At 62.2% G+C, this 14230-nt stretch carries 16 protein-coding genes; 8 read left to right on the plus strand and 8 right to left on the minus strand.

Translation table 11 applies throughout. The features are described from left to right. The 5 genes from QZ213_RS02165 to QZ213_RS02185 all read right to left on the minus strand — a co-directional run bounded on the left by QZ213_RS02165 (position 1) and on the right by QZ213_RS02185 (position 3434). Complete coding sequence (locus QZ213_RS02165) at positions 1-1467, minus strand: type II and III secretion system protein family protein (RefSeq protein ID WP_291684413.1); 1467 nt, start codon at positions 1465-1467, stop codon at positions 1-3. Positions 1468-1484: 17 nt separating this feature from the next. Further along, positions 1485-2282 carry a Flp pilus assembly protein CpaB gene (gene cpaB, locus QZ213_RS02170; protein WP_291684399.1) on the minus strand — a complete coding sequence of 266 codons (798 nt, stop codon included), beginning with the start codon at positions 2280-2282 and terminating at the stop codon, positions 1485-1487. A 128-nt stretch (positions 2283-2410) separates the two neighbouring features. Continuing rightward, positions 2411-2935, minus strand: a complete 525-nt coding sequence (locus QZ213_RS02175) for a prepilin peptidase (protein ID WP_291684400.1) — start codon at positions 2933-2935, stop codon at positions 2411-2413. Positions 2936-3045: 110 nt separating this feature from the next. Then, positions 3046-3192 (minus strand): hypothetical protein, encoded by a 147-nt coding sequence (locus QZ213_RS02180; RefSeq protein WP_291684401.1) that lies wholly within the window; start codon positions 3190-3192, stop codon positions 3046-3048. A 77-nt stretch (positions 3193-3269) separates the two neighbouring features. Next, on the minus strand, positions 3270-3434 hold the full coding sequence (locus QZ213_RS02185) for a Flp family type IVb pilin (RefSeq protein ID WP_291684402.1): 165 nt from the start codon (positions 3432-3434) through the stop codon (positions 3270-3272). A 305-nt stretch (positions 3435-3739) separates the two neighbouring features. Between QZ213_RS02185 and QZ213_RS02190 the strand changes: the two genes are divergently transcribed. From QZ213_RS02190 to QZ213_RS02205, 4 genes are all read left to right on the plus strand, one after another. Beyond that, the gene (locus QZ213_RS02190) at positions 3740-4570 is read left to right on the plus strand and encodes a sterol desaturase family protein (protein WP_291684403.1); all 831 of its coding nucleotides are present in this window, start codon (positions 3740-3742) and stop codon (positions 4568-4570) included. Positions 4571-4760: 190 nt separating this feature from the next. Then, on the plus strand, positions 4761-5198 hold the full coding sequence (locus QZ213_RS02195) for a pilus assembly protein N-terminal domain-containing protein (RefSeq protein WP_291684414.1): 438 nt from the start codon (positions 4761-4763) through the stop codon (positions 5196-5198). Between the two features lie 214 nt (positions 5199-5412). Then, on the plus strand, positions 5413-5982 hold the full coding sequence (locus tag QZ213_RS02200) for a TadE/TadG family type IV pilus assembly protein (protein ID WP_291684404.1): 570 nt from the start codon (positions 5413-5415) through the stop codon (positions 5980-5982). 11 nt (positions 5983-5993) lie between these two features. Next, positions 5994-6605, plus strand: a complete 612-nt coding sequence (locus QZ213_RS02205; protein WP_291684415.1) for a TadE/TadG family type IV pilus assembly protein — start codon at positions 5994-5996, stop codon at positions 6603-6605. Between the two features lie 102 nt (positions 6606-6707). Here QZ213_RS02205 and QZ213_RS02210 read toward each other — a convergent pair whose 3' ends face one another. The 3 genes from QZ213_RS02210 to QZ213_RS02220 all read right to left on the minus strand — a co-directional run bounded on the left by QZ213_RS02210 (position 6708) and on the right by QZ213_RS02220 (position 9174). Next, positions 6708-6920: a cold-shock protein gene (locus tag QZ213_RS02210; RefSeq protein ID WP_011474122.1), complete on the minus strand. Its 213-nt coding sequence runs from the start codon at positions 6918-6920 to the stop codon at positions 6708-6710. A gap of 502 nt (positions 6921-7422) precedes the next feature. Next, positions 7423-7704 (minus strand): translation initiation factor IF-1, encoded by a 282-nt coding sequence (gene infA, locus QZ213_RS02215; RefSeq protein WP_291684405.1) that lies wholly within the window; start codon positions 7702-7704, stop codon positions 7423-7425. Between the two features lie 24 nt (positions 7705-7728). Further along, the gene (locus tag QZ213_RS02220; RefSeq protein ID WP_291684406.1) at positions 7729-9174 is read right to left on the minus strand and encodes a DEAD/DEAH box helicase; all 1446 of its coding nucleotides are present in this window, start codon (positions 9172-9174) and stop codon (positions 7729-7731) included. A gap of 555 nt (positions 9175-9729) precedes the next feature. On the opposite strand from QZ213_RS02220, the gene urtA reads away from it, so the two are divergent. From urtA to QZ213_RS02240, 4 genes are all read left to right on the plus strand, one after another. Beyond that, positions 9730-11052: an urea ABC transporter substrate-binding protein gene (urtA, locus tag QZ213_RS02225; RefSeq protein WP_291684407.1), complete on the plus strand. Its 1323-nt coding sequence runs from the start codon at positions 9730-9732 to the stop codon at positions 11050-11052. Between the two features lie 156 nt (positions 11053-11208). Beyond that, a complete protein-coding gene (urtB, locus tag QZ213_RS02230) occupies positions 11209-12744 on the plus strand; it encodes an urea ABC transporter permease subunit UrtB (RefSeq protein ID WP_291684408.1) in 1536 nt (511 codons plus the stop codon). Further along, complete coding sequence (urtC, locus tag QZ213_RS02235; protein WP_291684409.1) at positions 12741-13916, plus strand: urea ABC transporter permease subunit UrtC; 1176 nt, start codon at positions 12741-12743, stop codon at positions 13914-13916. The genes urtB and urtC overlap by 4 nt, the downstream gene beginning before the upstream one ends. 3 nt (positions 13917-13919) lie before the next feature. Then, the coding region (locus QZ213_RS02240) for an ATP-binding cassette domain-containing protein (protein ID WP_291684410.1) at positions 13920-14230 on the plus strand (311 nt) is incomplete at its 3' end.

Here is a 14230-nt window from a genome sequence, read left to right on the forward strand (position 1 = left end):
TCAATCGGTGATAAAGCCATAGGTGCCGCGATAATTCCGCGCCGGCTCGACGCGGCCTGGAGCGCCGTAGATGCGATTGATGCTGCCGAGCAGATCGGCCTGCGGGTCCGACGCGCTGGCGAAACCGTCATCCGGACGCGACAGGTCCTTCTGTGCCACCGCGCGCACGATATAGGGCGTCACCAGCACCATCAGCTCGGTCTGGTTGTTGACGTAATCCCGGCTGCGGAACAGCGCCCCGAGAATCGGCAATTGCGTCAGTCCCGGCAGACCGTTGATCGCCTGTTTGGTCTGATTCTGGATCAGGCCGGCCATCGCCATCGCGCCGCCCGAGGGAATTTCCAGCGTGGTCTCCGCGCGGCGTGTTTTGATCGAAGGAATCGACGTTCCACCCTGGCCGCCGGTCAAGGCATTTTCGAGCGAGACTTCGGACACTTCGGTCATCACTCTCAGGCTGATCCGTCCTTCGGTCAGCACCACCGGCGTGAAGTTGAGCGAGATACCGAATTTCTTGAAACTGACCGTCTGGACGCAATTTCCAATCGTGCCCGAGCTCGACGTCTGGCAGGTCACGCCGGTCGGAATTGGAAATTCGCCGCCCGAGATAAAGGTCGCCGACTCGCCGGAGATCGCCGTCAGGTTCGGCTCCGCCAATGTCCGAATCACGCCCGCGCTCTCCATCGCGCGCAGCGTGGCCTGGACCGACGGCGCCGTGCCGAACGATGTCTTCAACTGGTTGGTGGGGACGAGCGGGCCGTTGTTCGCGGTGAACGGGGTGCTGTTGTTGAAATTCACGACCGCCGTGCCGTAGGTCAGGTTGGCGCTGAGGTCGATGCCCATCTGCTTGATGATCGAGCGCTGGACCTCGGCGACAGTGACCTTCAGCATCACCTGATCGCGGCCGCGGACCGTGATCGAGTTGACGACCTTGTCGGCGCCGCCCGCCAGACGCGCCGCCAGATCGCCGGCCTGCTGCGCCTCGACCGGGCTGGCTGCCGAGCCGGTCAGGATCACGCCGTCGCCGAGGCCTTCAACCTGGATATCGGCACTGGGCAGCGTCTGCTTCAGTGCGGCGCGCACGCCGTTGAGGTCGCGCTTGACCGCGATGTCGTAGGCGGCGATCTGCTGGCCCGCGGAATCGAAGAATACGATGTTGGTCTGGCCGACCGCGGCGCCGATGATGTAGGCGCGTTGCGCGGAGCGGACCACGGCGTTGGCGATCTTGGGATCGGCGACCAGCACATCCTTGATGTCGCGCGGCAGGTCGATCACGATCGATTTGCCGATGCCGAGCGGAAGAAAGCGCGCATTCATCTGGCCGTCGGCGACGACGGGTGCTGCCACGCGATAGTCGCTCGCCACCACAGGCGTCAGCGCCGGATTGAGCGTGAGCGCCGTGACGGCTGAAATCGACAGGGCGCGAGCCAGAAAGGACCGCGTCGCTGGCTGAATTCCCCCGCATTTCATATCGTGCGTCCTTTCGGTCACTTCTGTGTCGTCGTCGCGCTAGAGACGCCGTAGCGAACCACGTTGATGGTTTCGCCCCGCTTCCTCGAAGGCTGGTCGTCGGTGTTCTCGGCCATGTTGATGTCGGCGATGCTGCGCAGCGCCAGTTGCAGGGTGCCGCTCTGGCGCGCGCGGGCCAGCGTCTCCGCCTGCTCGGGTTTCAGCTCGAGCGTGACGGTCTTGCCGACCACGTTGTTCTGGCCGTCTTTTTCCTTCGGCGCCTGGTCGATCGCGAGAACGCGGATATTCGACAGGATGATTTCCGAGTTGACGGCGTCAGGCGAGCCCGGAAGGGCCGGATTCTTCTCGCGTTTCGAAAGAATGACGTCAACGCGGTCGTTGGGCAGAATGAAGCCGCCGGCGCCGGTTTCCGGCGAGATTTCGGTCGAGATGGCGCGCATGCCGCTGGGCAGGATCGCCGCCATGAAGCCGGAGCCGTTGCCCTTGACCAGCTTGGGCTCCCGGATCGGTTCGCCCGCGATAAAGGGGGCGCGCGCGATCGAACCGGCGATCTGGGTGGTCGCGTCGGGGCGTTCGTTGCGGCGAATGAAGGTGTTGCTCGCGCTCGCCGTCGGCCAGGTCTGCCAGATCATGTCCGCAGGCGTGACCGTCTGGCCAAGGCCGATGTCGGACTTGGCAACCAGAACGTCGATGGTTTGCAACTGCGCTGCCGGCGCAGTCGGCGGAGGCTTCTCGTCGGACCCGCTGGCAAGATATGCGGCGACGCCGCCGGCACCGACAGCGATGGTCAGGACGACAATGCGTGCCCTATTCATTACGCTTCACTTTCCACAAGACGCGCGCGACGCTTCCGTCGCCGTGATGGGAGTTGACCAGCTATTCGTCAAAGCATGGTTAATGAGGCGTATCTAAATCAACTTAACGCCGGGTTTATCCGGCGCGGTCAGCCAAGCGCGAAGCGGGCGAGGTCGACCGCCTTGATCCAATCCGTCTCCGGGTAGACCATCAGCGCGCCGATCGCGAGCGCGATGCCGTAGGGAATGCCGCTGTCCTTGGCGTGCAGCCTGAGGAGCCAGGGTTGGCCTGCGAATGCGTAGGGCAGCGGCCATTGCCGGAACTGCAGCAGCAACAGCGTCAGGGCGCCGCCGAACAGCGAGGCGTAGACCAGATAGTTCAGGAGATGGCCAAAGCCGAACCAGAGCGCGGCCGCGGCAGCCACCTTGGCATCCCCGCCGCCCATCCAGCCCATGGCGAAACAGCCAAAGCCCACCACGAGCACGGCCGCGCCCGCGCCGACATGCATCAGCATATCGTAAGGCGCCATGCCGCCGAGCAGCCCGAGCACCAGGAAGCCCGCCGCCAGCGCCAGCGACACCCGGTTCGAAATCGTCATGGTGAAAAGATCGCTCGCGGCGGCGAACGCCATCAAGGCGGGAAACAGCAGAAGGCGGGCGATGTCGAGGATCATGGGTTTATCGGACCCGTGTGGCTGACGCGAGGTCGAAGCATCGCCGAAAGCCTAGCGGCGAGAAATGAACAATCGGGAAACGGCTGCAGCGTTCAGCGGACTCGAAGGCCTCACCAGATACTGGCGATCCGGATCGCGAGCACGACAACCGCCAGCGCCAGCGCGAGGCAGACGAGTTCCGTGGGCGCGGCCTCCCGCCGGCCTGCCGCCACCGAGGTCTTGCTTGCCGCGGCCGCGGCGGTATCGGGTATACGCATCTACGCCACCAACTTACAGCGGAAACAACAAAGGCCCCGGACTGCCCAGGGCCTTTGCCGATCGTCAATCCGCTCGCTTACTTCAGCGAGGTGTTGATCGAGGTGAACTTGGCGTTCAGGTTGGTGCCGAGGCCGTTGACGACGGCGATGATCGCGAGCGAAATGCCGGCGGCGATGAGGCCGTATTCGATGGCGGTGGCGCCGGACTGGTCCTTCACGAAACGCGCAATCAGGTTCTTCATAGATAACTCCATGTGTACACGTGGCTGGTCGAACTAAGGTTTGGTCTCGCCGGCGTTCTCAGCACCGTGACCATGCGTCACCCTACGGTCGGGAACTTGCGGCGCAGTTAATTCGCTCGCGTAAACCTGGGTGCATCGGCCAGTTATTGAGCACGGTAAATTTCGGATTAAAGGTTTTGTTATAATGCTGTGCGGGTTTCGTTCGCCCCTATTATAGCGTTATAGCGAGCGAGACGACCGGCGCGATTCACCGCTCCTTAAGCGCTGAGCGGTACCCGTAAAGTCCCTGATCAGATGAGGCGGCCATGTCCAATCTCCCGCTCGAAGTCGTCGAAATGCTCGGCGGGACGATCGTCAAGGTGGTGCCGATCACGATCGGGCTGGCGCTGGTATTTTCGGTGCTCACCCATTTCTGGGCCTGCAATTCCGCTGCGCCCTGGTGGCGCAAGCGCGAACTGGTCACCGACCTCTGTTACTGGTTCTTCGTGCCGTTATTCGCGCGGGTATTGCGGATCGGGTTCCTGGTGCTCGGCGCCGGCGTGGTCTTCAATATTTACGACGCCGACGGGCTGATCGCGTTTTACGACAATGGCCACGGGCCGCTGTCCGAGTTGCCGCTCTGGTTCCAGGCGGTGCTGTTCCTGGTGCTGTCGGATTTCATGCTGTACTGGCTGCACCGCATGTTTCACGGCGGCGGATTCTGGAAATACCACGCGATCCATCATTCTTCGGAAGAGCTCGACTGGATTTCCGCGGCGCGCTTTCACCCGGTCAATCTGTTCCTCGGCACCATCATGGTCGACGTCATCCTGCTGATGGCCGGGATCTCGCCGAACATCATGCTCTGGGTCGGGCCGTTCACGACCTTCCATTCGGCTTTCGTTCACGCCAATCTCAACTGGACCCTTGGCCCGTTCAAATACGTGCTGGCGACGCCGGTGTTCCACCGCTGGCATCACACCGCGCTGGGAGAGGGCGGCAACACGAACTTCGCCGGGACCTTTCCGGTCTGGGATCTCTTGTTCGGCACCTTCCGGATGCCGGAAAACGCGCTTCCCGAGAGCTACGGCAAGGACGAGCCGGCCATCCCGTCCGAGATTGCCGGGCAACTGGTCTATCCGTTCCGGCAACTCTAGGCCCTTCAAGCTTTATCCGCGCCGTTTGCGGATCGTTCACACATTGACGGCTAGATTGACGCTGTCGGGCGCCGGTTCCGCTGCGTATCGCTTTAGCCGGCATGTCAACGTCCCGGGGTAGAGTATGTCGTTCAGTTCCCTTCGCAGGCGCGCGCGCGCGTCGTTCGGATTTCGGTCGCTCGCGATCGGGATGCTGCTGTGGCCGGCTGTGGTGATGGCGGAGCCCACCGCGGACGCCATCTCGGTCAATGTCGATCAGGCCAAACTCATCAAACTCCCCACCCGCGTTGCCACCATCGTGGTCGGAAACCCGCTGATTGCCGACGTTACGCTGCAGACCGGCGGAATTCTCGTGGTGACCGGCAAGGGCTACGGCGCCACCAATTTCATTGCCATGGACCGCACCGGCGAGGTCCTGGTGGACCGCGTCATCCAGGTCGAAGGCCCCACCGACCAGCTGGTCACGATCTACCGCGGGGTCGACCGCGAGTCCTATAGCTGCATGCCGATCTGCCAGCGGCGGGTCACGCTCGGCGACGGCGAACTGTATTTCAGGGCGGCGATGGATCAGGCCGGTTCGCTCTCCAGCCAGGCCAGCGGCGCCGCAACGGCGGGCAAGACCAACTAACCCGGACGGCTCGTTTAGGCGGCGGCGCCGGCGCGCCGCAGCGACCGGTCCGCATTCGGTCCCGCGAATCGATTTTCGCCGGCCAGCCCACAACATGGTTAAGCCGGCGTTAAGACAACGGGCCGCACTGCTCGGGTAGGCCGAAACAATTCAACAATGACTTTGGGGTAATCCTTACGGGCAGCTCGCCGCTGTTCGCCTCAAGGATCAATCGATGTCGCCCGCCGCTTCAGCAGCCTCGTTGCGAAACAAATTGCGCCGGTTCCGCCGCAGCCGGCGGGGTTCGGCCGCCGTCGAATTCGCGATGGTAGCGCCAATCTTCTTCGCCCTGCTGTTTGCGATCATCGAAACATCGCTGGTGTTTTTTGCGAGCCAGATCCTTGAGAGCGGTATCCAGGACAGCAGTCGACAGCTCTATACGCATCAATTGCAAGACAGCGGATTGACCCTGCTGCAGGAAGAAGCGGCGTTCAAACAGGATCTCTGCAACAGCGTTAAGGTGCTGTTGAGTTGCCCCCTTGATGTGGATGTAAAGTTCTATCCCTCGGGCACACCGATCACGATCACCGACCCGATCGACGGTTCCGGAAATTACGATAACACCAATCTTGTGTTTCAGCTGCCGCCAAAGAACAGTTCGGCGACCGTCGTGGTCCGCGGCTTCTATCAATGGCCGCTATTCGTCACCGGCCTCGGCTACAACATTGCAAATATCGGTCGTGGCAGCAGTAACAGCAAGAGGCTTCTGGCTGCCACGACCGCCTTTCACGTCGAGCCCTATTGATGGTCACCCCGATGCAGAAGATATCGCGTCGCACGCGCCGTTTATTTGCCGATCTGGTCCATGATTGCAGCGGCATCGCGGCGACCGAGTTCGCCGTGATTGTGCCGCTGATGCTGGTGATGTTCTTCGGCACGCTTGAGTTTTCATCGGGGGTGGCGGTCGATCGCAAGGTGACGCTGGTGGCGCGAACGCTGGCCGACCTGACGTCGCAATCGATCTCGGTGAGCGATGCCGACCTCACGAATTTTACGACGACGGGCAAGGCAATGCTGACGCCCTATGTGCCAACGCCACTGAATACCACGATCACCGAACTGTGGATCGACCCTACGACGTCCAACGCCCGGGTCCAGTGGAGCAAGGGATCGTCGCCCCGCTCGACAAGCAGTGTGGTTGCCGTTCCGTCGAATCTCATCGCGAAGGATTCGACGGGCAAGGTGATTGCGGGCCAGTATCTGATCTTCAGTGAAGTCAATTATCTCTACACGCCGACGGTCGGCTATGTGATGGCAAAGGCCGGGGTCACTCTCAAGGATAGCGCCTATACGCGACCGCGTCAGACGAGCTGTGTGATTTATCCGACGCCGCCTTCGGGTGTCTGGCCCGCCTGTCCGACGCTGTGACCGAATTCGCGAACGCTGCCGCGTTCAAATCAAAAGGCCGCGCACGAGCGCGGCCTCTCTATTTCGGATAAGAATTTCGCAGCGCAAGCTTTCGAAATTCGCCTAGCCGGCAGCGCGCAGATTGTCGGCCGAAGACTTGCCAGAGCGGCGATCTGCCACGATTTCGTAGGAGATCTTCTGGCCTTCACGCAGTGTGCCGAGGCCGGCGCGCTCTACGGCGCTGATGTGCACGAACACGTCGTTGCCACCGTCGTCCGGTTGAATGAAGCCGAAGCCCTTGGTCGCGTTAAACCACTTCACGGTTCCCATGCTCACGGGATAGTCCCTTCTCAAGATAGATATACTAGAAGCCCGCTCTCGACGGGCTGGTGAGATCGAATTTTTGGAAGGGTCGTCAGCGTCTAAACCGGCTGTACCGGTGGATAGCTAATGTCGTCCGGCCGAAAATCGATAAGTCATATTATTCCAAAATAGCCTCCAAAACAATCCTGACGTGCACGATTTTTTGTTCGCGCCGGATTTGCAGCCGGAAGCTGCTGCCCACGCATCGACACGATTTTGCCATGCGCGGTCTTGCTTGGCGTTTTCGGGCGAAGCCTGCCCCGCACGCGGATGGCGGCGAGCTGCCGTTTGGCGCTAAGAAAATGCGTCTAAAAAGTTAGCGTTTCGGGCGAAGTGGGTGCCGGTTCGCGTCGAGAAACCGCGTCGGAAGCGCAGCGTTTTCAAGCGAAGCGGTACCGCCTCGCGTAAAGAAAACGGGTCAAAACAAACGAATAGGGCCCTGGTTCTGATGCAATCAGAACCAGGGCCCTGGCGCTTACCTGCGGCGGAACTGGCCGCGCGGCGGTGCACCACGCGGACCGCCGGTGCCCGGACGTTCGTCCTTGTGACGGAAGATGAGCCGGCCTTTTTCAAGGTCATACGGCGACATCTCGATCGTCACCCGATCGCCTGCCAGCGTCTTGATCCGGTTCTTCTTCATCTTGCCTGCGGTGTAGGCCACGATCTCGTGTCCTGCATCGAGCTGCACGCGGTAGCGTGCGTCGGGGAGGATTTCGGTCACCAGTCCTTCGAACTGGATCAGCTCTTCCTTAGCCATGGTTGTCTCCAGATCGATCGACGATCAGCGCGGTCGTTGGGTACGGTTGGGTTTGGTATTCGGACGGCTTTCGCGATGCAAAAAGGCGACCCCCTGCATCCCTTCGGCCTTGCCGCTGCCTTGCGCCGAGGAACGTGACGGCTCTTGCCGGCTGTTCTCGTGGCGGTTGGTTTGCGGAGCGCCATTATTACCACCAGGACGGCGGTTACGGCGAGGGCCTTTCGAGCCGGGGGCGGCTTCATTGCCCCTGGCCGCGTGCACGCGCGGCCCGGATCGTGCGCCGCGATGTTGTGCCGGCGCCGGCGCGGTCTCGCGATGGCCGGGCGTGCGGCGGTCTTCCCTCGGCAGTGCGATGCGGATCAGCTTTTCGATGTCGCGCAGATATCCCATTTCCTCGGCGCCCGCGATCAGCGAGATCGCGATGCCTTCGGCCCCGGCGCGCGCGGTGCGGCCGATGCGATGGACATAGGTCTCGGGTACGTTGGGAAGATCGAAATTCACCACATGGCTGATGCCGTCGACATCGATGCCGCGGGCGGCGATGTCGGTGGCGACCAGGGTGCGGATCTCGCCGGTGCGGAACGCCGCCAGCACCCGCTCGCGGTGGTTCTGCGACTTGTTGCCGTGGATGGCGTCGGCGGTGATGCCGGCCCGGGCCAGGCTCTTCACCACCTTGTCCGCGCCGTGCTTGGTGCGGGTAAACACCAGTGCGCGACCGACCGTCTCCTCGCGCAGCAACTGCGCCAGAAAGGCAGGCTTGTTGGAGTGATCGACCTGGATGATGCGCTGGGTGATGCGCTCGACGGTCGAGGCGACCGGGGTGACGGCGACGCGCGCCGGATCCCGCAGCATCGCTTCGGCGAGTTCGGCGATATCCTTCGGCATCGTCGCCGAGAAGAACAGCGTCTGCCGCTTGGCCGGCAGCTTGGAAACGATCTTCCTGATGTCGTTGATGAAGCCCATGTCGAGCATGCGGTCGGCCTCGTCGAGCACGAGGAACTCGACCTGTCCGAGTTTCAGCCCGTTGCTTTGCACGAGATCGAGCAGGCGGCCGGGCGTGGCGACCATCACTTCGACGCCCTGCATGATCGAGCGGACCTGGCGTCCCATCGGGACGCCGCCGATCGCCAGCGCCGAGGTCAGGCGCATGTGGCGGCCGTAGGCGTTGAAGCTGTCGAGAATCTGTCCCGACAATTCACGCGTCGGGGAGAGTACGAGCACGCGGCAGGCCTTGGGCTGCGGCTTGATGCGATTTTCGAGAATGCGATGCAGGATGGGAAGCGCAAAGGCTGCGGTTTTGCCGGTACCGGTCTGGGCGATGCCGACGACGTCGCGGCCCGTGAGAGCGATCGGAATGGTTTGAGCCTGGATGGGCGTGGGCGTGACGTAATTCTCTTCCTTGAGCGCACGCGTAATGGGTTCGGCGAGGCCGAAATCCTGAAAGGAGGTCAAAAGGTGGGTTCTTTCCATTATAAAAGGCAGGCGCCCGGCGGTATCAGCCAGGAGCGCGCGAGGGGTGTCAGAGACACCCGCGTGTTTGGGGCGTCGGTTTTGGTTAGCTGAAGGGGCAAGCCAGAAACCGTTGGACGGGCTCAGAACACGCGGCTCGCAATGACCCGGTGATTCCCTGGGTCGTGGTACTCATATGGAACACGAACGCGGCGCTTTCAAGGTCAATCGCTGGGTCGAGCGGACACGCGGTTAAGAAAGGTCGCAAAATCACCCGCCTGACGCCTGAATCTTGCCTGTTGGCGCGCTGCGTTGCAATAAAGGTGGTGCCGGAAAATTAGACAGATTGCGATATTTGCCTATAAAAGAAACAGTTTGCCGATGAAGCATACATTTTTTCAGTCTAATTATTAGGCGGATCGCGCCGTCATCCCGGCGCGCGACGCCAAATTCAAAAACGATCGCATGGACTTACCGCCGTTGTACACCGTGGCATGGTTCTTGCGATTCCCTTAACGCAGGCGGCCGTGGGGCCGTTCGCAGCGTTTAACGCCTGCGTCAGGGAGATGACACCTCATGCTTACTAAACTCACTCACGATATAGCGACGCCTCTGAGCCGCCGTCGCTGGCTCGCGGCAACCGCCGGGCTGGTCTTGGGCTTGGCCGGATTCACTACAGCCAAAGCGGCGGACGACACCATCAAGGTCGGTGTCCTTCACTCCCTTTCCGGCACGATGGCCATCAGCGAAACCACGCTGAAGGACACGGTGCTTTTCATGATCGATGAGCAGAACAAGAAGGGCGGCGTGCTCGGCAAGAAGCTCGAGGCCGTCGTCGTCGATCCCGCGTCGAACTGGCCGCTGTTCGCGGAAAAGGCCCGCGAGCTGATCACCAAGGACAAGGTCGCGGTCGTGTTCGGCTGCTGGACCTCGGTGTCGCGCAAATCCGTGCTCCCCGTGTTCAAGGAGCTGAATTCGATCCTGTTCTACCCCGTGCAGTATGAGGGCGAGGAGAGCGAGCGCAACGTGTTCTACACGGGTGCGGCGCCGAACCAGCAGGCGATCCCCGCCGTCGACTACCTGATGAAGGAAGAAAAGGTGAAGCGCTGGGTGCTGGCCGGCACCGACTACGTCTATCCGCGCACCACCAACAAGATTCTCGAAGCCTACTTGAAGTCGAAGGGCGTCAAGCAGGAAGACATCATGATCAACTACACGCCGTTCGGTCACTCCGACTGGCAGACCATCGTCGCCGACATCAAGAAGTTCGGCTCCGCCGGCAAGAAGACCGCTGTCGTTTCGACCATCAACGGCGACGCCAACGTTCCCTTCTACAAGGAGCTCGGCAACCAGGGCATCAAGGCCACCGATATTCCGGTCGTCGCCTTCTCGGTCGGCGAAGAAGAACTCGCCGGCATCGACACCAAGCCGCTGCTCGGCCATCTCGCCGCCTGGAACTACTTCGAGTCGATCAAGACGCCGGCCAACGAGAAGTTCATCAAGGAATGGCAGGCCTATACCAAGAACCCGAAGCGCACGACCAACGACCCGATGGAAGCCACCTATATCGGCTTCAACATGTGGGTGAAGGCGGTCGAGAAGGCGAAGTCGACCGATGCCGACAAGGTCATCGACGCGCTGCCCGGCACCAAGACACCGAACCTGACCGGCGGTGTGTCCGAACTGCTTCCCAACCACCACATCACCAAGCCGGTGTTCATCGGCGAGATCAAGGGCAATGGCCAGTTCGACGTGGTCTGGAAGACGCCCGGCCTGGTCGCCGGCGATGCCTGGTCGAAGGAACTGCCCGACTCCAAGGACCTGATCGGCGATTGGGTCGGCAAGAAGTGCGGCAACTACAACACCAAGACCAACAAGTGCGGCGGTCAGGGCTCCTGATCCAGCCCTAAAGTCCCAACAAAAAAGGGAGGGCGGCGATGTCCGCCGTCCTCCTGTTGCTCCTGCCGGGGTCGTCCAGTGCTTAGCAAGGTCTCCAGATATTTCCGCGCGCTCCCCTTCGCCCTGTTCTTGATTGTCGCGACGATACTGCCCGCCATGGCGGGAGCCTTCGAAGACGCGGTCGCCAAATTCGCAAACGACGAGTTTTCCGATACGGAAGAAGCCGTCGATACGCTAGCGACCAGCAGCAATCCGCTCGCCTACACCATCGTCAGCGCGCTGCAGGACGATCGGCTGATGGCCGATCCGGACACCAAGAAGATTTATGTCAAGCAGCCCGATGGCAAGATCATCGACGCCCTGACCGGCGCGCCGGTCGACAGCCTTCCCGACAGTGCCGCTTCGGTGCGCCTCAACAACAAGCTGCGGCGCCACGTCGAGGCCGCGCTCGGCAGTCTGACGTTGCAGTCGCCGGATCCCGCCAAGCGCGTGCAGGCCGCGCAATCGGTATTCAAGACCCACGACGACGCCATGCTTCCGGCGATCGACAGCGCGCTGGCCAAGGAGACCAACAAGGACGCCAGGCTGGCATTCTCCGAAGCCCGCGCGGCGATCCTGCTGTTCAAGGAAGACGCCACCGATGCCGAGAAGCTTGAAGCCATCGGCATCATCCGCTCGCGCGGCGATCAGGAAGCGCTGGCGCTGCTCACCGGCTTGACCGGCGAGCAGCCGCCACTGGTCGCGCGCGCCGCGGCCGCCGCGACGACGGCGATCCAGAACAGGCTCGCGATATGGTCGGCGGTGCAGAACGCCTGGTACGGCCTGTCGCTCGGCTCGGTGCTGCTGCTCGCGGCCATCGGCCTTGCCATCACCTTCGGGGTGATGGGCGTCATCAACATGGCGCATGGCGAGATGGTCATGATCGGCGCCTATGTCACCTTCGTGGTGCAGCAGACCATCCGCACCAGTTTTCCCGGGCTGTTCGACTATTCACTGCTGATCGCCGTGCCGCTGGCCTTCCTCGTCGCCGGCGCGATCGGCGTCCTGATCGAGCGCACCATCATCCGATTCCTCTACGGCCGGCCGCTGGAAACGCTGCTGGCCACCTGGGGCCTGTCGCTGGTTCTGCAGCAGGCGGTGCGCACCATGTTCGGTCCCACCAACCAGGAGGTCGGCAATCCCTCCTGGATGAGCGGCTCCTTCGATCTCGGCCAGATCAGCATTACTTACAACCGGCTGTGGATTCTCTGCTTCACGCTGGCCGTGTTCGCGATCCTGCTCGCCATGCTGCGCTACACCGCGCTCGGGCTGGAGATGCGCGCGGTGACGCAAAACCGCCGAATGGCGGCCTCGATGGGGATCGCGACCTCGCGCGTCGACGCGCTGACCTTCGGGCTCGGGTCCGGCATCGCCGGGATCGCCGGCGTCGCGTTGTCGCAGATCGACAATGTCAGTCCCAATCTCGGCCAGAGCTACATCATCGACTCCTTCATGGTGGTGGTGTTCGGCGGCGTCGGTAACCTCTGGGGCACGCTGGTCGGCGCGTTCACGCTCGGCATCGCCAACAAATTCCTCGAGCCGGTGGCCGGCGCCGTGCTCGGCAAGATCGCCATTCTGGTGCTCATCATCCTGTTCATCCAGAAACGCCCGCGCGGCCTGTTCGCGCTCAAGGGGCGGGCGGTGGAAGCATGATGCCGCACGTGCTCACGCGCTCGCTGGATCGCAGCGCAACCGTATTCCTGATCGTGGTCGCCGCCTGCGGCGTGCTGATCCCGCTGTCTAACCTGCTGCTGCCGGCAGGCTCGTTCCTGCAGGTGCCGACCTACCTGGTGGCGCTGTGGGGCAAATATGTCTGCTACGCCGTGCTGGCGCTGGCGATCGACCTGATCTGGGGCTATTGCGGCATTCTCTCGCTGGGCCACGGCGCGTTCTTCGCGCTCGGCGGCTACGCGATGGGCATGTACCTGATGCGCCAGATCGGCAGCCGCGGCGTCTACGGCAATCCGATATTGCCCGATTTCATGGTGTTCCTGAACTATCCCAAGCTGCCCTGGTACTGGCACGGCTTTGACATGTTCTGGTTCGCGGCACTGATGGTGCTGCTCGTGCCGGGCCTTCTGGCCTTCTGCTTCGGCTGGCTGGCTTTCCGCTCCCGCGTTACCGGCGTCTATCTCTCGATCATCACGCAGGCGATGACCTATGCGCTGCTGCTGGCCTTCTTCCGCAACGATTTCGGCTTCGGCGGCAACAACGGCCTCACCGATTTCAAGGATATCCTCGGGTTCAACGTGCAGGCCGACGGCACCCGCGCGGCACTGTTCGCGCTCTCCTGTTTGGCGCTGATCATAGCCTTCCTGATCTGCCGCGCGGTGGTGACCTCGAAACTCGGCAAGGTGCTGATCGCGGTGCGCGACGCGGAATCCCGCACGCGGTTTCTCGGCTACCGTGTCGAATCCTACAAGCTGTTCGTGTTCACGCTGTCGGCCTGCATGGCCGGCGTCGCCGGCGCGCTGTATGTGCCGCAGGTCGGCATCATCAACCCCAGCGAATTCGCACCGGGCAACTCGATCGAGGCGGTGATCTGGGTCGCGGTCGGCGGCCGCGGCACGCTGATCGGCGCGGCGCTCGGCGCCGTCGTCGTCAATTACGCAAAAACCTTCTTCACCTCGGGCGCGCTGGCGCCGTACTGGCTGTTCATGCTCGGCGCGCTGTTCATCCTGGTGACGCTGTTGCTGCCGAAAGGGATCATCGGCACCTTCAATGCATGGTGGGAGCCGTGGAAGGCCCAGCGCATGGCGGCCAGCGCCAACGCCGTCAGCGCCGCGCGCGAAGACGGCGTCTCAGAACCGAACATGGCGGAGTGAGCGATGAACGTCATGGATTCCCGCGCCACGTCCGCGCTGCTCTATCTTGACGGCGTGCACGTCTCGTTCGACGGCTTTCACGCCATCAACAATCTGTCGCTGACGCTGGCGCCCGGCGAGATGCGGGCCATTATCGGCCCGAACGGCGCCGGCAAGACCACGATGATGGACATCATCACCGGCAAGACCAAGCCGGACGAGGGCGAGGTGCTGTTCGACGGCGTTACCGACCTGACCCGGCTGGATGAGACCAGGATCGCCGAACTCGGGATCGGAAGGAAATTCCAGAAGCCGACGGTGTTCGAGAGCCAGAC

This window comes from Bradyrhizobium sp., assembly GCF_017881085.1.
Taxonomy (GTDB): domain Bacteria; phylum Pseudomonadota; class Alphaproteobacteria; order Rhizobiales; family Xanthobacteraceae; genus Bradyrhizobium.

What these genes read in the sequence shown, in the direction of transcription:
- QZ213_RS02165 (WP_291684413.1), bottom strand. Translation starts at nt 1,467, where the DNA reads ATGAAATGCGGGGGAATTCAGCCAGCGACGCGGTCCTTTCTGGCTCGC.
- cpaB (WP_291684399.1), bottom strand. Translation starts at nt 2,282, where the DNA reads ATGAATAGGGCACGCATTGTCGTCCTGACCATCGCTGTCGGTGCCGGC.
- QZ213_RS02175 (WP_291684400.1), bottom strand. Translation starts at nt 2,935, where the DNA reads ATGATCCTCGACATCGCCCGCCTTCTGCTGTTTCCCGCCTTGATGGCG.
- QZ213_RS02180 (WP_291684401.1), bottom strand. Translation starts at nt 3,192, where the DNA reads ATGCGTATACCCGATACCGCCGCGGCCGCGGCAAGCAAGACCTCGGTG.
- QZ213_RS02185 (WP_291684402.1), bottom strand. Translation starts at nt 3,434, where the DNA reads ATGAAGAACCTGATTGCGCGTTTCGTGAAGGACCAGTCCGGCGCCACC.
- QZ213_RS02190 (WP_291684403.1), top strand. Translation starts at nt 3,740, where the DNA reads ATGTCCAATCTCCCGCTCGAAGTCGTCGAAATGCTCGGCGGGACGATC.
- QZ213_RS02195 (WP_291684414.1), top strand. Translation starts at nt 4,761, where the DNA reads ATGCTGCTGTGGCCGGCTGTGGTGATGGCGGAGCCCACCGCGGACGCC.
- QZ213_RS02200 (WP_291684404.1), top strand. Translation starts at nt 5,413, where the DNA reads ATGTCGCCCGCCGCTTCAGCAGCCTCGTTGCGAAACAAATTGCGCCGG.
- QZ213_RS02205 (WP_291684415.1), top strand. Translation starts at nt 5,994, where the DNA reads ATGCAGAAGATATCGCGTCGCACGCGCCGTTTATTTGCCGATCTGGTC.
- infA (WP_291684405.1), bottom strand. Translation starts at nt 7,704, where the DNA reads ATGGCTAAGGAAGAGCTGATCCAGTTCGAAGGACTGGTGACCGAAATC.
- QZ213_RS02220 (WP_291684406.1), bottom strand. Translation starts at nt 9,174, where the DNA reads ATGGAAAGAACCCACCTTTTGACCTCCTTTCAGGATTTCGGCCTCGCC.
- urtA (WP_291684407.1), top strand. Translation starts at nt 9,730, where the DNA reads ATGCTTACTAAACTCACTCACGATATAGCGACGCCTCTGAGCCGCCGT.
- urtB (WP_291684408.1), top strand. Translation starts at nt 11,209, where the DNA reads ATGGCGGGAGCCTTCGAAGACGCGGTCGCCAAATTCGCAAACGACGAG.
- urtC (WP_291684409.1), top strand. Translation starts at nt 12,741, where the DNA reads ATGATGCCGCACGTGCTCACGCGCTCGCTGGATCGCAGCGCAACCGTA.